This window comes from Sphingobium sp. UBA5915 (assembly GCF_002431195.1).
Taxonomy (GTDB): Bacteria; Pseudomonadota; Alphaproteobacteria; order Sphingomonadales; family Sphingomonadaceae; genus Sphingobium; species Sphingobium soli.
Genome location: NZ_DJDV01000097.1, coordinates 13,836 through 31,950, shown reverse-complemented (window position 1 = coordinate 31,950; position 18,115 = coordinate 13,836). Strand labels below are relative to the sequence as shown.

Here is an 18,115-nt window from a genome sequence, read left to right as displayed (position 1 = left end):
CCATAATCGGGCTGGCGCGATGGTGCAAGCCGGGTTGATAGACGAATGCGCAGGGCGCTTGCGCCGGCCGGGGGGAAATCCTAAGCGCGCAGGCGCAAATGGAAAATTATCCTGCCCCCGCCCGCGCGATCGTCGCGGACCAGGCTGCCAAGGCCGCAGCCAACCCCGCGCGCGCCGTCGCCTATCAGGGCGCGCCCGGCGCCAATTCGCATCTGGCGGCGCTTGGCTATGCACCCGATTGCGTGCCCTTGCCCTGCTTCGCGTTTGAAGACGCCATCGACGCTGTGCGCAAGGGCGAGGCGGACCGCGCCATCATCCCGATCGAAAACAGCCTGCACGGGCGCGTGGCGGACATGCATTTCCTGCTGCCCGAATCGGGGCTCCATGTCATCGATGAATATTTCCTGCGCATTCGCCACTGCCTGATGGCGCCCGATGCGACGCCTGTAACCAGCGCGGTCAGTCATGTTCAGGCGTTGGGCCAGTGCCGCCACTATCTGCGCGAACGCGGCATTCAGCCGGTCGCCTATGCCGATACGGCGGGCGCGGCGGCACTCGTCGCCGAACGCAAGACGCCGGGGGAAGGGGCAATCGCGCCCTATCTGGCGGCCGAACTTTATGGGTTACGGCTGGTCGCGGAAAATATCGAGGATAGCGACGACAATATGACTCGCTTCCTTGTGCTGGCGCGTGAGGCGAAAATGCCGGTCGCAGGCATCGGCCCGGTCATGACCACTTTCCTTTTCGAAGTGAAGAATGTGCCCGCCGCACTTTACAAGGCGATGGGCGGATTTGCCACCAACGGCGTCAATATGACCAAGCTGGAAAGCTACCAGCGCGGCGCCAGCTTTGCCGCCACGGAATTTTTCTGCGACATCGAAGGCATGCCGGGCGATGCGGCGGTCGACCGGGCGCTGGCCGAACTGGAATTCCACACCAAATGGGTCCGGCAGCTTGGTAGCTACCGTCAGGCCCGTCCGCGCACCTGACCCAAGCGGCGGCGGCGCGTCAGCACCAGCCGCGCTCCACCCTTTCGCCCGTAATACTTCAAGGGTATAGGCCGACCATGGTTGCTGCCATCCTTCTGTCCGCCTTGGCGATGAGCGTCATCGTCGGCGTGCGTTACCTGCTGGCAAGCGGCGGCTTCGCGCTCGCGACGCGCATTCGCCAGCCCGGTCTCTACCGGGGGCTGGAACGGCAGATGGGGCGGGAAGTGCGCTGGTCGCTCTTGTCTGCGGTCATTTACGGCGTGCCGGCGGGGATCGTCGCCTGGGGCTGGCAGGCGCGCGGCTGGACGCAAATTTACAGCGACATTGGCGACTATCCGATCTGGTATCTGCCGCTGTCGGTGCTGCTCTATCTCGCCGCGCATGATTGCTGGTTCTATTGGACGCACCGCTGGATGCACCAGCCGCGCCTGTTCCGCATCGCCCATGCGGTGCATCATGCCAGCCGCCCCCCAACCGCCTGGGCCGCGATGAGCTTTCATCCCTGGGAAGCGCTCACCGGTGCGATCGTCATTCCGGCGCTCGTGTTCATAATACCGATCCATGTCGGCGCGCTGGCCGTCGTCCTGACCGTCATGACGGTCATGGGGGTCAGCAACCATATGGGGTGGGAAATGTTTCCGGGCTGGATGGTGCGCGGGCCGCTGGGCGCCTGGCTGATCACGGCGAGCCATCATCAGCGCCACCATGAATATTATGCTTGCAATTACGGCCTGTATTTTCGTTTCTGGGATCGTCTGTGCGGCACCGACAAAGGGTTGGGCAAATTTGCGAAGGGACGCACGTGAAGGCGGTTGGTCTGTGTCTGGCGGGGTTTTTTTCGATGGGTGCGGCGCCCGTCACTTTGCCACAGCCCCTCAGCATGGCGCTGGAAGGGCTGCGTTCGGCCAAGGGCCAGATTCTGATTTGCGTGACGCGCGATCCGGATCATTTTCCCGACTGCACGGATGACCCTGACAAGCGGCATTTTTCCATACCCGCGTCCAGCGACCCCGTGACGCTGGGTCAATTGGCGCCGGGCAGCTATGCCATCGCGATCATTCATGACGAAAATCGCAATGGGCGGTTGGATACCTTCGCCGGCATTCCGCGCGAAGGCGTGGGCTTCTCTCGCAACCCTGTCCTGCGCTTTGGCGCGCCCAGCTTCCGATCTGCCAGTTTCACGATCAGCGGCGCGCCGGTCGAACAGGATATTCAGCTGAAATATTTCCTGTGACGGAAATCGGGAACCTGTAACCCCCCCGAAACATTCTGCCTTCCGAATAGAGATTTGAAAACAGGGGTCCTCATGCCATCCTTCCGTAGCCTTGTGGCCGCGACATTTGTCGCGCCCCTGTCATTCACCATGACCGCGCAGGCGCAGGAGGCGGAGGATCACAGCAATCTGACGATCGGCGTCGGCGCGGCCGCCGTGCCGAGCTATGAAGGGTCCGACGATTATCGTGTCATCCCGATCCCGCAGCTGCGGGGCAAGGTTCACGATTTCGCCTTCTGGACGCGCGGACCGGCCCTCTTCGTCGATGTCATTCCCAATCGCAGCGACGAAGGCATCGACATTCAGCTCGGCCCCGTCGTGGGCGCACGGTTCGACCGCACCAGCCGCAAGCGCATCAAGGATGACGCCGTCGCCGCGCTGGGCAAGCTCGACACCGCAATCGAGGTGGGTGGCTTCGTCGGGATCGGAAAGACCGGCGTCATCACCAGCGCCTATGACAATATTTCGGCGCGCGTCACCATCACCAAGGACGTTGCCGGGGCACATGACAGCATGATCGTGACGCCCGCGATTGAATATTTCACCCCTTTGTCGATCCGCAGCTTCGTTGGCCTGGGCGTGTCGGCCGATTATGTCGGCAAGAAATATGGCCGCTATTATTTCGACGTGACGCCCGAAGAGGCCGTTGCGAGCGGCCTGCCGGCCTATGATCGCGCTGGCGACGGGTCAGGCTTTCGCAAGGTCAATTTCAACCTGACCGGTGGGTATTCCCTGTCGGGCGACATCCGGCGCGGCTGGACGCTGTTTGCCCTTGGCAGCTATTCGCGCATGCTCGGTGATTATGCGGACTCGCCCGTGGTCGCCATCGCCGGATCGAAGGACCAGTGGATCGGCGCGATAGGGGTCGGCTACACCTTCTGACGGCATCCTGCCTTGTTCCATGGGGGTGACGCCCCACATAAGGCGCTGTAAGGCAGCGGCCTTGACGGACCAACTTGGCAGGAGATGACGACGTGGCGACCCTGGGACTGAGCGAGACTGAAAAGGCGGCAGTGGAGGCATTTCGCCGAGACGTCGTCGATCCTTCGCGCACCAGTCTGGTCATTGTCGATTTTTGGGCCGAATGGTGCGGCCCCTGCAAGCAGCTGGCCCCGGTAATCGAAAAGGTCTGCGCCGACTATGCCGCCAAGGGCGTTAAGCTGGTCAAGGTCAATGTCGATGAAAACGGCTTTATCGCAAGCCAGTTTCGCGTGCAGTCGATCCCGACGGTTTATGCCGTTTTTCAAGGTCAGCCGGTGGCCGATCTGTCGCAGGCGCGGACGGAAGGGCAGTTCAAGCAATATCTTGACCAATTGCTGGCACAGCTTCCGATAGAATCCGATGAAAAGGCGCTGCAACAGGAAGTCGCGCCGCTGATCGCCATGGGGGAGGAAATGCTCGCGGGGGGCGAGCATGAACGCGCCCTTTCGATCTTCTCGCAAATCGCGGAGATGGATCCGGACAATGCCGAGGTCATAAGCGGCCAGGCTCGCGCATTGATCGCGCTTGGCCGACTGGACGAAGCCGAAGCGCTCATCGCCGGCCTCCCACCTGAAGTAGCAAAGCATCCGGCGATCGATCAGGCCCGCGCGGCGATCGCGCTCAAGCGCGAAGCGCGTCCGACGGCTGATCTGTCGGACCTGGAATCAAAGGTCGCCGCCGACCCCGATGATCATCAGGCGCGTTTCGATCTGGCGGCGGGCCTGATGGGCAATGGCGATCGCGACGGCGCCGCCGACATGCTGCTGGAAAGTGTCCGGCGCGACCGCGGATGGAGTGATGGCGCGGCGCGCGCTCAGCTGGTGAAGATTTTCGAGGCAGTGGGTCTGGAAGATCCTTGGGTTGCAACGCAGCGGCGGAAACTGTCGCAGATATTGTTCGCGTAACGACGATGGCGGCGACGCGCGTCTCCATCTTTCCGCTAGCGGGCGCGCTGCTGCTGCCGGGTATGGACCTGCCCCTGCATATTTTCGAGCCGCGCTATCGCGCCCTCATCCATGACGCAATGGCGCGGGACCGCCGGATCGGCATGATCCAGCCGCGTGGCGACGGTCCGGTGCCACCGCTTTATGATGTCGGATGCTTGGGCCATGTCAGCCATATAGAGGCTCTGGAGGATGGTCGCTTCAACATCATATTGACCGGCCTCGCCCGGTTCCGGGTTCTGCGCGAACTGCCTGTGGCGACGCAATTCCGCCAGGTCGAGGCGGAGGTGGAACAGGCGCCGGGTGAGGACGAAGTGTTGTCCGCAGTGGAACGCGCCGCGCTGGAGCAGGAATCGCGACGCTTTGCCGACATGCTGGGCTATGTTGTCGACTGGACGGCGGTATCGCGGCTGGACGATGTGGCGTTGGTCAATGGCATTGCGCAAATCGCGCCGTTCGATCCTGCGTCCAAGCAAACCCTGCTGGAAGCCGACAGCCTTTCCGAACGGTCGGAGCGCATCATGCAATTGATGCAGATCATTGGCCGGATCGAGCGCGACGGCGGCGCGACGCTGCAATGATCGAACCGGACGGAAATTTCCCTCCCATTGAACCGTGGTTGCTGGAAAAGCTGGTATGCCCGGTTACGCGGACACCGCTGCGCTGGGATGCCGGGCGGCATGCCTTGGTTTCGGAGGCGGCCGGGCTCGCCTTTCCACTGCGTGACGGCGTGCCCCTGCTGGTGGCAAGGCAGGCGCGTCCGCTGTAAGGCCCGGTTAAGTGGCCACTGCTATGAGGTGCCTCGCGCCAAACGGTCACAGCAGATAAGGTAAACCCGATGTTCCTGCCAATGCTCCTTCTCGCCCTGGCGACCCCGGTTTCCACGCCGGCGGCGGTTCCCGCGCCAGCCGTCGATCCGCTGCCCATGTCCGACACGCGGGGACTGACCTGTGCCGACGATAGCTCCGTTCGCGACATCGTGATTGATTTCACGGCCGGGCGCTGGCGGGAATCCGGGCGGAAATGGAGCAAGATCATCGCGCAGGACGATGCGACGATTACATTGGTCAAGCAGGGCGGCGGGCTGCTCAGCGATCTGCGCCGGGTCGAACAGCTGGACCGCGCGACGTTGGTGCTGTCGACCGAGTTGCACACGGGGCTGATCGACGAAAAGCGGGCCTATCATTGCCGTGTCGTGCCGCCTTTCGACGCCGATCGACAGATTTAAAGTCTGGCTGCGTTATCGCTGCGCCGCGATACATTCCACCTCCAGGGGCGCGCCCAGAGCAAGTCCATTCGCGCCAAAGGCGCTGCGGGCCGGCAGGCGCTTGCCCTTGAAATAGGGCAGATAGGCCGCGTTGAACCGAGGCCAATCCTTCATGTCGGCCAGCATCACCGTGCATTTGACGATGTCACCATAGTCGAGACCATTGGATTTCAGGATCGTGCCGACCGCATCCATCGCGCCTTTGACTGCGGCATCAAATCCGTCCGTATGGCGGTCCATCCCCTCCGGCACTTGGCCGATCTGGCCGGACAGGAAGAGGAGACCGCCGGCTGGCACCGCCGGTGAAAAGGGCAATTGGGCGGGCAGCGGTTGCGGCGTAGCAGCGGGTTGCGCCATGGCCGGCGCGGCGGCCAGCATCAGGCTGGCGATGAGGGCGAACTTCATGGCGATCTCTCCTTGACGGGTCAGGCGCGGGGCAGGGCACCAAGCAGACGCTCCACGTCCTGCATATCGGTAAAAACGGATGGCGCGCTATCCGCAAATGATGATCGTGCAGCGACACGCGCACCTGCGCGCGCGCCAAAGGTCCGGTCAGCCGTTCCTGGGCGTTGGGCAGAAGGGCCGTCAACAGGGGCGTGCGTGCGTCGGCCGGAGTGATGAGGCGATAGCCCTTGGCGGTCAGCCCCTCCCGCAGCAGCCCGATCAACTCTTGCGCGTGAGTCTGGATCGCCGGAACGCCGATGGCCGTAATATAATCAAGCCCGTGGTCGATCGCGGGTATGACAGCCTGCGCATAGGTGCCGGTCCCGAAATGGCCGAGGGCGCCCGTTCGGTGGATATAGCCGGTAGGCGCATTTCCGGGCGGGTCCATGGGATAGACATGGGTTTGCGGCGGTGACAGGCCGATGCCCGGCGTGGCGCCGGGAGCGGCAAAGCCATAATAGCCAAAGTCCGCAAGGCGAAGGTCATCGACGATGCCGCGCCTGGCATAGAGAAAGCCAAGGCCAAAATCTCCCATCAGCCATTTATAAGTGGCGCAGGCGGCGAAATCGACGCCGCTGTCGTGCAGATCGACCGGCACCGCGCCGGCGGCATGGATGATGTCGGCATAGACCAGTGCGCCGGCCGCATGGGCGAGCGCACATACCGCCTTCAGGTCATGCTGGAACCCGTTATAGGTGGACACGAGCGACAGGCTGACCAGCTTGGTGCCCGGGGTGATTGCGCGCGCCATGTCCTCCGGCAGGATCCGCCCGTCGCGGGCCTGAACCCAGGCGACATCCACGCCCTGTTTGGCCAGTTCCTGATACATGGGAAAGGCCGCGTAGAAATGCAGCGTGTCGGTGACGATCCGTCCGCCACTGCCGGGAAAACCCAGCGCGCGGAGCACCGCTTGCTCGCCTGCGGTGGTCGATTGCACCCAAGTCACTTCATCGGGATCGGCATTGACCAACCGCGCGAACTTGGCGAGCGTGGCGGCGCGATCCACCGGCTGCGGCGCGGCAGGATCAAGCGTGCGGCCAGCGACATAGGCATCCATCGCCCGCCTTGCGCCCAGGCTGATCGGGTGGATCGACGCACTGTCCAGATAAGCGATCGGGGTGACTGCGAAACCGGCCTTGTCCGGCAGGGCAGGGGGATTGGTCGCGCCTGTCGCCTTGGCCGCCACCTGCATGGCGATCGCGGCGCCGATCGCCTGCCGGCGCGACAACGTCATGCCAGGACTTTGAGCAGGGCGGTCTTGAAAGCCTGCATCTCTGCCGCTGTGCCGATGGACACGCGCACCCAGTCATCCATATGCTTGCGCGGCCCGCCGATGAAGATGCGATCGCGCGCCAGTGCGGCTGTCACATCAGCCCCCGGACGGCCGACATGGATCATCAGGAAGCTCGCTTCGCTCGGCAATGTGCGCAGGCCCTGCGTCGCGCACCAGGTGGTCAGGTCGTCGCGCACCGCCTTATTCTCAGCTTTGCGCATCGGCACCAGATCGGCATCGAGCAAACTCGCTTCGGCCGCGACCACGGCGGGCATGGGGGTGATATTCACGCCATAGCGCGCCATCCCGTCCAGCAAATCCTTGCGCCCGGCGATCAGGCCGCAGCGTAGGCCCGCCAATCCGTAAATTTTGGAAAAGGTGCGCGCGACCAGCACGTCCGCGCCCGATGCCACCAGATCCAGGCAGCTTTGCGCGTCGCTGAACTGGATATAGGCTTCGTCCACCAGCAAAATGCTGCCCTTGGGTTTATGGGCGAGCAGCCATTCGATGTCCGTGCGTGCGACGGGAAGGCCGGTCGGATTGTTGGGATTGCAAAGATAATAGACGCCGGCATTCGGAGCGGCCGCGAGCAGCTTTTGCGGATCGGCCACGAAGTCGCCAGCCAGCGGCACCGCGACCGAGCGCGTAACGCTTTTATCGCCAAGGCCCAGAAACCCTTGGTCGAATGTCGGTTCGAAATAGGCGATCGGTCGTTCGCGCGAGCTATAGGTCAGCGCGACCGACCGCAGCGGCATGAAGGAGCCGGGGTGGACCTGAACCTGATCGGCGGAGAGGCCGTTTTGACGGGCGAACAGGCTTTCGAGCTTGCCGGCAAAGGCCATGCCATAGCGGCCTGAAAGGGGCGGCAGGGCGGCCAGCGCCCGAAGGGCGGACGGGCCGGGGCCCACCGGATGTTCGTTGCTGTTGATATAGACGGCATCGGTCAGGCTCGCGACCATGCCGGCGGGATCGTCGGGCAGTGCGACCGCGCGGCCGCGCTGGGCAACAGCGGGCAAGGCGGAAACGGCGCCCGCCGCGGCCACCGCACCGCGCATCATCATTCGTCGGGACAGGGACATGGGCCGCCTACCAATTGCCAAAAAGCAAAAGGGCCGATCCATCGCTGGACCGGCCCTCCTTCGTGACGACGTCAGAACTTGAAGTCGAGACGCGCGTAATAATAACCCCCGGCCGAGCCATAGGCACCATGGCCATAATAGCTGTTCCAGGATGTCGTGCCATTTTCATAGGGCGACTGACCCGGCAGCACGGTGACACCGCTCAGCAATTTTGGCTTTTCCGGCCGCTTGTCGAACAGGTTGTTCGCGCCGACCGAGAACTTCACAAAATCGGTGAAGTCATAGCCCAGTTCCAGATCGGTGATCCCGGTCGCCTTGACGATGCCGTCCCGCTCGATCGGCTGGCCGTTCATCGCCGCTGCGGACAGGGCCGAACGGACGAGGATGCTGGTCTTGCCATAGAAGGTCTGGCGCAGATTGGCCGAGAAGGGGCCGCTCGCAAAGTTGATACTGCCCACAACCTTATATTCGGGCGACGCGTCCTCGATATAGCTTTCCGATACGGAACTGAAGAGGGCGGGGTTGCTGTTATCGGTAATCTTGGTCTTGTTGTAGTTCGCCGTCAGCGACAGGTCGAGCTTACCGAAATCGAGCATCACCGGATAGCGGGCGGCGAAGTCGATACCGTAGGTTTCGGTGTCGATGAGGTTGGTGAAGCTCGCCACGCCCAGCGTTTGAAGCCCGGTGTCGAGCACAAGGCCGGTAGAAGCAATCGCGGCAAGGATGCTTTCCGCCCCAGCGACGGGATTACCGCCCTGGATGGCGGGCAACGTCGCTGTTGCGGAGATGCGGTCCTTGATCTTGATATAATAGCCATCGATCGTGATCGCGAGCTTGGGCGTTGGGCGGATGACGATACCGGCCGAGAAGTTGGTGGACTTCTCAGGACGCAGCGCATTGAAGCCCAGCAAGGTTGCTGCTGGCGAACCGGCCGGCAATTGCAGCACGGCGCTGGTCGGCCCCACATTCACCGTCGAATAGAAGGATTCGGCCAAAGTCGGTGCGCGGAAGCCTGTGGACGCGGTGCCGCGGATCGCGAAGGCGTCGGAAAAGTCGTAGCGCGTCGTGATCTTGCCGATCGTCGTATCGCCAAAGTCGGTATAGTCCTCGTAGCGGCCGGCAATGTCGATGGTCCATTTGTCGATCGGTTCGGCGATCAGGTTGATATAGGCTGCCCGCGAGCTGCGACGATGTTTGCCTGCATCGATATCCTTGTAGCCGGGGAAGGACTGAACGCCTTCCGCCAAGGTGGAATAATAGTCGCCCTGCAGGATTTCATAGGTGTCGCGCCGATATTCGCCGCCAAAGGCAAGGGTCAGCGGATTGGCCATGCCCACATCAAATTCCTTGCGGATGTCGAGCGTGGTGGTCAGCTGGCTGAGCTTGAAGCCGCCGTCATAGGCGTCGCTCACCGTATTGGGCGTGATCGTCGGGTCCGTGAGCGAGGCGTTATAATTGGCGATCCAGAGCGAACGATGCGCCGATTCAATGGTCCAGATCTTATTCTGGTCATAGCCGTAGGTGACGCTGAGGTCGTAATTCCAGTCGGACCCGAACTCACCCTTTGCCCCGACGGTGAAGCTATATTCCTTCTGTTCCACCTTTTGCTGTGGGACCATGCCGAACGTGCCGGTGTCGCCATAACAGGTGGTAAGGTCGGTCGCATCCGCGCAAATGCGGTTGGGTGGACGATAGCCCTGCAGCGCATAGCCCACGCGCCGCGACACATCACCGAAGCTGTAGAGTTCGACCCCGCCGAAATCATAGCCCATATTGTAAAAGAGGATGTTGAGCTGCGACTTCGCCTGCCCGCCATTGATGCCGTTGAGATCAAGATTGGCCCAGGCAGGATCATAATAATTGCTGGTTGATGGGAACTGCCCGGGATAGGTGCCGGCGGCGTTTACATAGGGATTGCCGTCAATGTCGGCCATGATGACCTGGCCCGTGCCGGTGGTCGTGTAATCCTGGCGGCGGTGGAAGGCGGTAACGTTGAAAAAGCCGTCTTCGCCCAGCTTGAAGCCGACATTGCCCGATGCGGAAAATAGTTCGCCTTCGCTGTTATAATATTGGCCGCCCGTCACCTTGAAGGTGCCGCCGTCCGTCTGGTCCTTCAGGATCATGTTGATCGCGCCGGCGATCGCGTCGGTACCGTACACTGCCGATGCGCCATCCTGTAGGATTTCGATGCGCGACACGGCGTCTGGCGGAATGAGGTCGATGCTGGGCGCGGCCGATCCTTGGAACGGACCAGGGATCACCTGGAGGATGGCGGAACCGTGGCGACGCTTGCCGTTCACCATCACGAGCGTATGGTTCGGGCTTAGACCGCGCAGACGGGCCGACAGCGAGAAGTTGGACATGTCCACGCCCTGCGTCTGGGCGGTGAAGCTCGGCACCAACTGGGTGAGGGCCTGATTGAGGTTGGGCTGACCCACGCTCGACAGCGCCTGTTCGCCCAGCACGGTGACCGGCGCGGCGCTGTCCGCGGCCTGCATGCCGACAGCGCGTGTACCAGTGACGATGATGGCTGCGCCGTCGTCGGCCTGCGGTTCCTGCGGCGCTTCCTGCGCCAGCGCACCGGCCGACCAGGACGACGCCAGGATAAGAGAAAGTTTGAACGCGGACAGTCTTGTCATTCATGCCCCCTGTTTTTGCAATGTCGATGACAAAGGGATGAACGAACGGTGTCAGCCGAGCCGCTATTGCAGCGCAGCATTTCCAACAAGAGAAGAGTCTGTGTCTGAAAAGACACAAGTGCCAGTGCGAACCTATTGGCTTTGCGTAGGCAGGCTGATCATGGCCCCGGAAAATTACTCTTCAGGGCAACTTTGCATCCACTGACATGGAGGGTTTTTATCGCAGAACCGTTATACGAACTTACGTCCTTGAAATCAGGAGGCCAGCGCCGCGTCGATCAGCGACCTGGCTTCCGCGCCTTCCCAGTCCATCGCGCCGATCACGCGCAGCATTTCCTTGCCCTGCGCGTCGTAGAGGACGGTCGTGGGCAACACACCGGTTGCGTAGGAAAAGCCGAAGCGGTTATCCGGATCGGTATAGGCTTTGAGATGCGGCAGATCATGTTTGTCAAAAAACGCGCCGGCGGCCTTCGCGCCTTGCACATCCTGCGAAATGGTCAGTACGGCCAGCCCCTTGGGGCCGTGAGCAGCTGCAACACGGTCGAGCGTCGGCATTTCCGCTATGCAGGGAGCGCACCATGTCGCCCAAAGATTGACCAGCATCGGCTTGCCCGCAAAATCCTGCAACGTCATGTCACTGCCATCGGGCGCCTGAAACACGAAGTCGGGCGCGGCGGTGCCTGCCTTGCTGCGGTCGATCTTGTAATTGAACGCCGCCTCGCCCTTCGGTTCTGCGGTGGCTTCGCCGGCCGTCGGCGTGACTTCGCCGCTGATGGCGGCATTGGCTTGCTCCTTGGGCGGCGATTGCCTATCGCATGCCGCCAGCAACGCAGGCAGGAGCAATATCATTAGCGCGCGGGACGACGACAGCATGGGTTCAGGCTCCAACAGCATGTGGGGCGGCCGCTTCGCTGCCGGCCCCGCTTCGATCATGCGCGAGATAAATGCCTCCATCCCGTTCGACAAGCGCTTGTGGAAACAGGATATCGCCGGGTCCAAGGCGCATGTGGCGATGCTGGCGCGTCAGGGGATCGTCAGCCAGGCCGATGCAGACGCGATCAGCGCCGGGCTGGACACCATCGCCGCTGAATATGAAGCGAGCGGGGTTCCGGTGAACCTTGATCTGGAAGACATCCATATGGTGACGGAGTCGCGCCTGGCGGAGCTGATCGGCCCGGTGGCCGGTCGGTTGCACACGGCGCGCAGCCGCAATGACCAGGTAGCGACCGACTTTCGCCTCTGGGTGCGCGACGCCATTGATGAGGTGGAGGCTGGCCTTATTGGCCTCCAGCGCGCGTTGGTGGCGCGGGCGCAGGATCATGCCGACGCCGTGATGCCGGGCTTTACCCATTTGCAATCGGCGCAGCCGGTGACGCTGGGCCACCATCTCATGGCCTATTATGAAATGGTGCGCCGCGATCGTAGTCGCTTTGCCGACGCGCGCGCGCGGCTCAACGAATGCCCATTGGGCGCGGCAGCGCTCGCCGGCACCGGGTTCCCGACGGATCGGCACATGACAGCGGCGGCTCTCGGCTTTGCCAAGCCAACCGACAACAGCCTGGACAGCGTGTCCGACCGTGATTTCGCGCTCGATTATCTGATGGCCGCAACTCAGGCGTCACTCCACCTTTCTCGCCTGGCTGAAGAGTTCATCATCTGGGCGAGCCAGCCCTTTGGCTTCGTCAAGCTGCCCGACGCCTATTCGACCGGCAGTTCGATCATGCCGCAAAAGCGCAATCCTGATGCGGCCGAGCTGGTGCGCGGCCATGCGGGACGCATCATGGGCTGCATGACCGCGCTTTGCATGACGATGAAGGGTCTGCCGCTCGCTTATTCCAAGGATATGCAGGACGATAAGCCCCCCGTGTTCGAGGCGCATGACCTGCTGGCTCTGTCGATTGCTGCGATGACCGGCATGGTGGAAACCGTGACCTTCCGCACTGACCGGATGCGCGGCCTCGCCGAAAGCGGTTTTGCCACCGCGACGGACCTCGCCGACTGGCTGGTGCGGGAAGGTGGCATCCCCTTCCGCGAGGCGCATCACATCACCGGCCGCGCCGTGGCGGCGGCCGAAGAGGCGGGCGTCCCGCTCGACCAGTTGCCGCTCGACATGTTGAAGGCGATCGACGATCGCCTTGACGATCGCGTCTATGCAGTGCTGACGGTCGATGCGTCGGTCGCCAGCCGCAAAAGCCATGGCGGCACAGCACCCGAACAAGTGCGCGCCCGCATCGCGCAGGCGAAGGAGGAACTGGGATGAAGACACTGCGCATCCTCGCTGGGCTTGGCCTCACTGCCCTGACGCTTGCCGGCTGCGGCGGCCGCCAGCCTCTGAAACCCGTCGAGGGGCAGAAGCTGCCTGCGGTGCCCGTCGGTGCGGCGACCGCACCTACCAGCACGCAATTGCTGACGCCGTCGATTCAGGCGCGCCCGGAGCGCAATGTCGAACTGCTGACCCAGTCACGTGAGCGCACTGACGATGAATTCGACCTGCCGCCCGAAGCGCGGCCCAACTAGACCATAGGACAAGAGCTTGGATCATTTCTCTTATGTCGACGGCGCCATGCAAGTGGAGCAGGTGCCGATGGAGGCCATTGCGCAGGCGGTCGGCACCCCGGTCTATGTCTATTCGACCGCGACGCTGGAACGGCATGCCGGGGTGTTCCGCGAAGGCCTGGCGCAGCTCAGTGATCCGCTGATCGCGTTCGCCGTCAAGGCGAACCCCAATGCCGCAGTGCTGGCGACTCTCGCCAGACTGGGGCTGGGCGCTGACGTCGTATCGGCCGGCGAATTGCTGCGCGCAGTGGCAGCGGGCATACCGGCCAGCCGCATCGTCTTTTCGGGCGTCGGCAAGACGGCCGAGGAAATGCGGATCGCGCTGGACCATGGCATTTACCAGTTCAACCTGGAAAGCGAACCGGAAGCCGAGATGCTATCGCAGGTCGCGGCCGCGATGGGCAAGCGCGCGCCGGTCGCCTTTCGCATTAATCCGGATGTGGACGCAGGCACCCATGCCAAGATTTCGACCGGCAAGTCGGAAAACAAGTTCGGCATTCCCTATGATCGCGCCTTGGACAGCTACGCTGCCGCCCGCGATCTGCCTGGCCTCGATGTTCAGGGTGTCGCGGTTCATATCGGCAGCCAGCTGACCGATCTCGCGCCGCTGGAGGCGGCGTTCGTGAAAGTCGGCGCGCTGATCGAAGTGCTGCGCGCGGCCGGCCATGACATCCGCACGGCGGACTTGGGCGGTGGCCTTGGCGTTCCCTATGATCCCGCCCAGCCGCTGCCGCCCAGTCCGGCCGACTATGGCGCGATGGTGTGCCGGGTGACGCAGAGCTGGCCCGTCCGGCTGATGTTCGAGCCTGGCCGCGTGATCGTAGGTAATGCGGGCGTGCTGCTGTCGCGCGTCATTCGGGTGAAGCAGGGCGCGCAGGCGCCTTTCGTCATCGTTGACGCGGCGATGAACGACCTGATGCGGCCCAGCCTTTATGATGCCTGGCATGACATTCGGGCGGTGAAGCCATCGGGCGACCGCGCGACCGCCAATGTCGTCGGACCGGTGTGCGAAACGGGCGACACCTTTGCCATGCATCGCGACATGGATGTGGTGCAGGCGGGGGAATTGGTCGCCTTCATGACCGCCGGGGCCTATGGCGCGACCATGGCGGGCACCTATAACAGCCGACCACTGACGCCCGAAGTCCTGGTGTCGGGCGACAAATGGGCAGTGGTGCGCGAACGGCCGCCGCTCCGCGCGCTGATCGACGGCGATATCATTCCCGACTGGTTGGCGGACTGATGCACAGCCTGCCGGTCTTCCTTCGGCTGGCGGGGCGCCCGGTCATCCTGACAGGTGATGGCGAGGCGGCGGAGGCGAAGCGGCGGCTGCTCGAGCGCGCCGGCGCGCGGATCGTGGATGAAAACGATCAGGGCGCGCGCATCGCCATTGTTTCGGATGGTGATGAAGCGACGGCCGAGCGGCTGCGCGTACGCGGCATTCTGGTTAACGCGACCGACAATCCGGACCTGTGCGATTTCACGCTACCCGCGATTGTCGATCGTGATCCGGTGCTGATCGCCATCGGCACGGGCGGCGCATCGGCGGGTCTGGCCAAGGCCTTGCGCCAACGGCTGGAGGCATTGCTGCCCGCAAGGATAGGGGCGCTGGCGCAGGCCCTGTTCGATGCGCGCCCCGCAATCCGCGCGCGCTGGCCGGATGCAGGCGAACGGCGGCGCGCAATCGACGCGGGGCTGTCCCCGGGCGGGGCAATCGACCCATTGAGCGAGCGGGCCGCGGCCGGGCTGGCCGGCTGGCTTTGTGGACCGGATGTGGCGCAAACGTCTCGGCTGGAAGTGGTTCACCTATCTTCGAACGATCCAGAGGATCTGACGTTACGCGCCGCGCGGCTGTTGGGTGAGGCGGACCGTATCTATCACCATGCCGATGTTCCAGACACGATCCTCCATCGCGCGCGGGCCGATGCCGTTCATATCCTTGTCACGCGCCCGCCAGAGGCACTGGAACCGGGTCTGTCGCTCTTGCTTGTCTTGCGGAACTGATTTCAGCGCGCGCTAAGGCGTGCGACTTCCGCCTGCAAATGGTCCACTGACGCCATCAGACGCGCACGATCCAGCTCCAATTGCCGCAACGTCTCGCGCGTTTCACCCAATTCCATTGCCCGCCGGGCGATGCGGGCGTCCAGCTCGGCATATTGCCGCGACAGCAAGTTGACGCGCTCGGCCCGCGCATGAACGCGCCGCAGCCGTGCGTCGAGCATTTCGAAATCAAAGGGTTTGACGATGTGATCGTCAGCCCCCGCATCCAGCGCCGCGATCATCTTGGGGGTGTCGGATGCGCCGCCGATCATCACGATGCAGGCATGTCCGGCCGGATGCGCCGCGCGGATTTTTTCCATCGTCCCGATCGCTGGCAGTAACTGCAAATCCATGTCGATAAGGATGATGTCCGACGGCTGAATGATCAGCGTCTTCTGCGCCGCAAACCCGTCCTCGACGACCGTGACGTCATAATGACGATGCGACAGGCGGCGTCCGATGACCGCGCGCGCCGTGGGATTTTCATCGACCAGTAAGAGGCGCAGGCGACGCGGGCTGACAGGCTGGGGCTGTTCTTCGTCAGGCGAAACCTTCGCGCCGCGATATATATAGGACATGCCTTGGGCTCCTGGCGTTGGCCCCGAGTTTAACGGGAAACGGACAAAAAAAAGCTTAATGGATCGGTCCATTATTAATTTCATTTAATTGGCTTGCCCTGGCCGCTGGCCCTAGCCCCTTCTTGGCTTATCTGAAGAGGAGGCTAGCATGACCAATATCGTCCCCCCGCTGGCGATCGAGGATATTCCCGATCTGTCTGACCTCATCAGCCCGTTGGGCTTGTCAGATGGCGGCGCACTGGACATCAGCCTGATGGATGTCGTGATCGCGATTATCGACCAGCCATGACGCCGGCGCCGCTCACCGCAGCGGCGCAGGCGGCGGCCACTGCGCCGCTTGGCGAAGCGGTGGCGCTGATCCGGCCATTTCTGCTTGATATTGCGTGGTTCAGCGCGTGGCTGACGGAGCAGACCGGACAGATGCGCCTTGACCCCCTGTACCTCCCGCCCGTCCGCGCCAGCCGGAATGGAGGGGTGCGTCATCTGGTGTTCGTGCGGACGGAACGCATCTGGCTTACCGCCACCATCCTCGATCTTGCCGGACCGCCTGCTGACCGGCTGCATTTTTCCGGTCGCCATGCGCTGTGCCGTCCGCTCAATCGGCCGCTGTACGGCGAGATATTTAGGCTTGAGGGAGACCGCGCTGTACGTGCCCGGTCGATCGATTGTCAGCCCGGCACCATGGTGGATGTGGACGAACGGCATCAGGCGTTGCGCCTTGCGCACGGCGGCGGGCTGCTCATGATGTTGCGCGCGCAGGTCGCGCCGCTTGGCCCCGTTCTGTCGCGCGGTGTCGATCTGGGCAGCGGAAGGACGAGCACATTGGCGCAAGTGGACGAAGGCCATGCGCGAACGCTGATGCTGCTCTCGCTCCTGCGGATACAGCAGCGGCACGATGCTGCGCCACTGTTCGCCGCCGCGCTCGCCGCGCCGCTGCCGGGGCAGCGATGGGCGGCGATGCGGGAATATCTTGCACTCGACACGGCGCAGGCGCTTGATCCTCTGACGCGCATGGCGCAGGTCGACCCCGATCTAAATGTGCAGGCGCTGGCACGGCAGACGCTGGCAAGGCTGGAACAGGTTGCATGCCGCGCGTGATCGAAACGCAGGACGACGGCGCGATCCTCGATCTCGACGCATTGATCGACTGGTGCGAAAGCCCGGCCTTCGACCCATCCTGCGAGGATGGACTGGCAGCCGCGGCGCCGATGCTCGCAGCCCTGGCGCGCAACCGCCATTTTCTGGCTGACGCCGCTATCGCCGAACTCAAGACCAGATGCGCGACCCAGCGTCGCCATAACCCCTATTCCGCGCAGGTCATGCTACTGCGGCCGCCAACGGGCAAATATGTGCTGCGGGCGGCGTTCTGGCCGGCAATGTCCGATCATGTCGTGCGCGCCAGCGGCACAGCGCCCTTTCTCTATCATGTGCCGCATGACCACGGCTTCGATTTTCTCACCGTCGGCTATCTGGGGCCGGGCTATGGATCGGACTATCACGACTATGACCGGGCCGAGGTCGTGGGTTTTGAAGGTGAAGCCGTCAGGCTGCGCAGCGTCGGGCGTAGCTGGCTTCGTGAAGGGCGAATGCAGCTCTACCGCGCCCACCGCGATATCCATACCCAGCTTCCGCCAGAGCGCATGTCGATATCGCTCAACATTCTGGCCAGCCCGCCAGGTCAGGGATGGCGGCGCCAATATCGTTTTGACACGGCGCGCGGCGTGATCGCGCAATCCATGACCGTGGCCAGTGCGCAATTGCTGCTCGAACTGGCGATCGGATGCGGCGACGAAAACGCCATGGATCTGGCGGCGGCGTTTGCCCGCCGTCATCCGCACGACGCGATGCGCCTGACCGCGTGGAGCGCCTTGGGCGACGCTTTGCAAGGGGACGCCCGCCGGGAGTACCTGGAAGCCGGCGCTGCCAGCGATAGTCCGCTGGTGCGCGCGCAGGCCTATGCATGTCTTGGAACACTCCGAAATGGATAGGAAACGGTTTGTTTTTGGTCCGCCGGGGCTGTCGGATGGGGCCGGACACTAGACGACAGGGCGA

General features: G+C 63.1%; 20 protein-coding genes and 1 pseudogene. 15 read left to right on the top strand and 6 right to left on the bottom strand.

Annotation, left to right across the window (positions count from 1 at the left end):
* The first annotated feature begins 98 nt into the window (after positions 1–98).
* The 8 genes from B2V90_RS16900 (at position 99) to B2V90_RS16865 (ending at position 5,415) form a co-directional block, all read left to right on the top strand.
* Positions 99–989, top strand: a complete 891-nt coding sequence (locus tag B2V90_RS16900) for a prephenate dehydratase (RefSeq protein WP_009823426.1) — start codon at positions 99–101, stop codon at positions 987–989.
* A gap of 77 nt (positions 990–1,066) precedes the next feature.
* Complete coding sequence (locus tag B2V90_RS16895) at positions 1,067–1,795, top strand: sterol desaturase family protein (protein ID WP_228222641.1); 729 nt, start codon at positions 1,067–1,069, stop codon at positions 1,793–1,795.
* A 35-nt stretch (positions 1,796–1,830) separates the two neighbouring features.
* Positions 1,831–2,223: a DUF2141 domain-containing protein gene (locus B2V90_RS16890; RefSeq protein ID WP_228222668.1), complete on the top strand. Its 393-nt coding sequence runs from the start codon at positions 1,831–1,833 to the stop codon at positions 2,221–2,223.
* Positions 2,224–2,295: 72 nt separating this feature from the next.
* Positions 2,296–3,144: a MipA/OmpV family protein gene (locus tag B2V90_RS16885; protein ID WP_228222642.1), complete on the top strand. Its 849-nt coding sequence runs from the start codon at positions 2,296–2,298 to the stop codon at positions 3,142–3,144.
* Positions 3,145–3,236: 92 nt separating this feature from the next.
* A complete protein-coding gene (locus B2V90_RS16880; protein WP_293922418.1) occupies positions 3,237–4,148 on the top strand; it encodes a tetratricopeptide repeat protein in 912 nt (303 codons plus the stop codon).
* Positions 4,149–4,153: 5 nt separating this feature from the next.
* The gene (locus B2V90_RS16875) at positions 4,154–4,768 is read left to right on the top strand and encodes an LON peptidase substrate-binding domain-containing protein (protein ID WP_228222644.1); all 615 of its coding nucleotides are present in this window, start codon (positions 4,154–4,156) and stop codon (positions 4,766–4,768) included.
* A complete protein-coding gene (locus tag B2V90_RS16870; protein ID WP_228222645.1) occupies positions 4,765–4,956 on the top strand; it encodes a Trm112 family protein in 192 nt (63 codons plus the stop codon). The genes B2V90_RS16875 and B2V90_RS16870 overlap by 4 nt, the downstream gene beginning before the upstream one ends.
* A gap of 69 nt (positions 4,957–5,025) precedes the next feature.
* On the top strand, positions 5,026–5,415 hold the full coding sequence (locus B2V90_RS16865; RefSeq protein ID WP_009823419.1) for a hypothetical protein: 390 nt from the start codon (positions 5,026–5,028) through the stop codon (positions 5,413–5,415).
* Positions 5,416–5,427: 12 nt separating this feature from the next.
* Here the strand turns inward: B2V90_RS16865 and B2V90_RS16860 are convergent, their stop codons facing one another.
* The 5 genes and pseudogenes from B2V90_RS16860 to B2V90_RS16840 all read right to left on the bottom strand — a co-directional run bounded on the left by B2V90_RS16860 (position 5,428) and on the right by B2V90_RS16840 (position 11,762).
* On the bottom strand, positions 5,428–5,859 hold the full coding sequence (locus B2V90_RS16860) for a RidA family protein (RefSeq protein ID WP_414711617.1): 432 nt from the start codon (positions 5,857–5,859) through the stop codon (positions 5,428–5,430).
* A 574-nt stretch (positions 5,860–6,433) separates the two neighbouring features.
* Positions 6,434–6,955: pseudogene (locus tag B2V90_RS23195) on the bottom strand (aminotransferase class V-fold PLP-dependent enzyme); the annotation flags it as partial.
* A 173-nt stretch (positions 6,956–7,128) separates the two neighbouring features.
* Complete coding sequence (locus B2V90_RS16850) at positions 7,129–8,250, bottom strand: aminotransferase class I/II-fold pyridoxal phosphate-dependent enzyme (protein WP_228222648.1); 1,122 nt, start codon at positions 8,248–8,250, stop codon at positions 7,129–7,131.
* Positions 8,251–8,321: 71 nt separating this feature from the next.
* The gene (locus B2V90_RS16845; protein ID WP_009823415.1) at positions 8,322–10,889 is read right to left on the bottom strand and encodes a TonB-dependent receptor plug domain-containing protein; all 2,568 of its coding nucleotides are present in this window, start codon (positions 10,887–10,889) and stop codon (positions 8,322–8,324) included.
* A 255-nt stretch (positions 10,890–11,144) separates the two neighbouring features.
* Positions 11,145–11,762, bottom strand: a complete 618-nt coding sequence (locus B2V90_RS16840; RefSeq protein WP_293922409.1) for a TlpA family protein disulfide reductase — start codon at positions 11,760–11,762, stop codon at positions 11,145–11,147.
* Between the two features lie 19 nt (positions 11,763–11,781).
* On the opposite strand from B2V90_RS16840, the gene argH reads away from it, so the two are divergent.
* From argH to B2V90_RS16820, 4 genes are read left to right on the top strand one after another with little or no spacing between them, the layout of a single operon-like run.
* Positions 11,782–13,149, top strand: a complete 1,368-nt coding sequence (gene argH / locus B2V90_RS16835; RefSeq protein WP_228222670.1) for an argininosuccinate lyase — start codon at positions 11,782–11,784, stop codon at positions 13,147–13,149.
* Positions 13,146–13,406: a hypothetical protein gene (locus B2V90_RS16830; protein WP_228222649.1), complete on the top strand. Its 261-nt coding sequence runs from the start codon at positions 13,146–13,148 to the stop codon at positions 13,404–13,406. The genes argH and B2V90_RS16830 overlap by 4 nt, the downstream gene beginning before the upstream one ends.
* A 16-nt stretch (positions 13,407–13,422) precedes the next feature.
* Positions 13,423–14,688: a diaminopimelate decarboxylase gene (lysA, locus tag B2V90_RS16825; RefSeq protein WP_228222650.1), complete on the top strand. Its 1,266-nt coding sequence runs from the start codon at positions 13,423–13,425 to the stop codon at positions 14,686–14,688.
* Positions 14,688–15,449 carry a precorrin-2 dehydrogenase/sirohydrochlorin ferrochelatase family protein gene (locus tag B2V90_RS16820; RefSeq protein ID WP_228222651.1) on the top strand — a complete coding sequence of 254 codons (762 nt, stop codon included), beginning with the start codon at positions 14,688–14,690 and terminating at the stop codon, positions 15,447–15,449. The genes lysA and B2V90_RS16820 overlap by 1 nt, the downstream gene beginning before the upstream one ends.
* A 2-nt stretch (positions 15,450–15,451) precedes the next feature.
* Here B2V90_RS16820 and B2V90_RS16815 read toward each other — a convergent pair whose 3' ends face one another.
* Positions 15,452–16,063 carry a response regulator transcription factor gene (locus B2V90_RS16815; RefSeq protein WP_228222652.1) on the bottom strand — a complete coding sequence of 204 codons (612 nt, stop codon included), beginning with the start codon at positions 16,061–16,063 and terminating at the stop codon, positions 15,452–15,454.
* A 148-nt stretch (positions 16,064–16,211) separates the two neighbouring features.
* On the opposite strand from B2V90_RS16815, the gene B2V90_RS16810 reads away from it, so the two are divergent.
* From B2V90_RS16810 to B2V90_RS16800, 3 genes are read left to right on the top strand one after another with little or no spacing between them, the layout of a single operon-like run.
* Positions 16,212–16,352: a hypothetical protein gene (locus B2V90_RS16810; RefSeq protein WP_228222653.1), complete on the top strand. Its 141-nt coding sequence runs from the start codon at positions 16,212–16,214 to the stop codon at positions 16,350–16,352.
* Positions 16,349–17,161 (top strand): hypothetical protein, encoded by an 813-nt coding sequence (locus tag B2V90_RS16805; RefSeq protein ID WP_228222654.1) that lies wholly within the window; start codon positions 16,349–16,351, stop codon positions 17,159–17,161. The genes B2V90_RS16810 and B2V90_RS16805 overlap by 4 nt, the downstream gene beginning before the upstream one ends.
* Positions 17,149–18,051, top strand: a complete 903-nt coding sequence (locus tag B2V90_RS16800; protein WP_228222655.1) for a transposase — start codon at positions 17,149–17,151, stop codon at positions 18,049–18,051. Before B2V90_RS16805 ends, B2V90_RS16800 begins: the two co-directional genes overlap by 13 nt.
* Positions 18,052–18,115: the final 64 nt, after the last annotated feature.

Coding starts and splice junctions, on each gene's coding strand:
- B2V90_RS16800 (WP_228222655.1), top strand. CDS start 17,149: ATGCCGCGCGTGATCGAAACGCAGGACGACGGCGCGATCCTCGATCTC.
- B2V90_RS16810 (WP_228222653.1), top strand. CDS start 16,212: ATGACCAATATCGTCCCCCCGCTGGCGATCGAGGATATTCCCGATCTG.
- B2V90_RS16885 (WP_228222642.1), top strand. CDS start 2,296: ATGCCATCCTTCCGTAGCCTTGTGGCCGCGACATTTGTCGCGCCCCTG.
- argH (WP_228222670.1), top strand. CDS start 11,782: ATGTGGGGCGGCCGCTTCGCTGCCGGCCCCGCTTCGATCATGCGCGAG.
- B2V90_RS16890 (WP_228222668.1), top strand. CDS start 1,831: ATGGGTGCGGCGCCCGTCACTTTGCCACAGCCCCTCAGCATGGCGCTG.
- B2V90_RS16875 (WP_228222644.1), top strand. CDS start 4,154: ATGGCGGCGACGCGCGTCTCCATCTTTCCGCTAGCGGGCGCGCTGCTG.
- B2V90_RS16820 (WP_228222651.1), top strand. CDS start 14,688: ATGCACAGCCTGCCGGTCTTCCTTCGGCTGGCGGGGCGCCCGGTCATC.
- B2V90_RS16895 (WP_228222641.1), top strand. CDS start 1,067: ATGGTTGCTGCCATCCTTCTGTCCGCCTTGGCGATGAGCGTCATCGTC.
- B2V90_RS16870 (WP_228222645.1), top strand. CDS start 4,765: ATGATCGAACCGGACGGAAATTTCCCTCCCATTGAACCGTGGTTGCTG.
- B2V90_RS16815 (WP_228222652.1), bottom strand. CDS start 16,063: ATGTCCTATATATATCGCGGCGCGAAGGTTTCGCCTGACGAAGAACAG.
- B2V90_RS16805 (WP_228222654.1), top strand. CDS start 16,349: ATGACGCCGGCGCCGCTCACCGCAGCGGCGCAGGCGGCGGCCACTGCG.
- B2V90_RS16840 (WP_293922409.1), bottom strand. CDS start 11,762: ATGCTGTCGTCGTCCCGCGCGCTAATGATATTGCTCCTGCCTGCGTTG.
- B2V90_RS16830 (WP_228222649.1), top strand. CDS start 13,146: ATGAAGACACTGCGCATCCTCGCTGGGCTTGGCCTCACTGCCCTGACG.
- B2V90_RS16860 (WP_414711617.1), bottom strand. CDS start 5,859: ATGAAGTTCGCCCTCATCGCCAGCCTGATGCTGGCCGCCGCGCCGGCC.
- B2V90_RS16850 (WP_228222648.1), bottom strand. CDS start 8,250: ATGTCCCTGTCCCGACGAATGATGATGCGCGGTGCGGTGGCCGCGGCG.
- B2V90_RS16900 (WP_009823426.1), top strand. CDS start 99: ATGGAAAATTATCCTGCCCCCGCCCGCGCGATCGTCGCGGACCAGGCT.
- B2V90_RS16845 (WP_009823415.1), bottom strand. CDS start 10,889: ATGACAAGACTGTCCGCGTTCAAACTTTCTCTTATCCTGGCGTCGTCC.
- B2V90_RS16865 (WP_009823419.1), top strand. CDS start 5,026: ATGTTCCTGCCAATGCTCCTTCTCGCCCTGGCGACCCCGGTTTCCACG.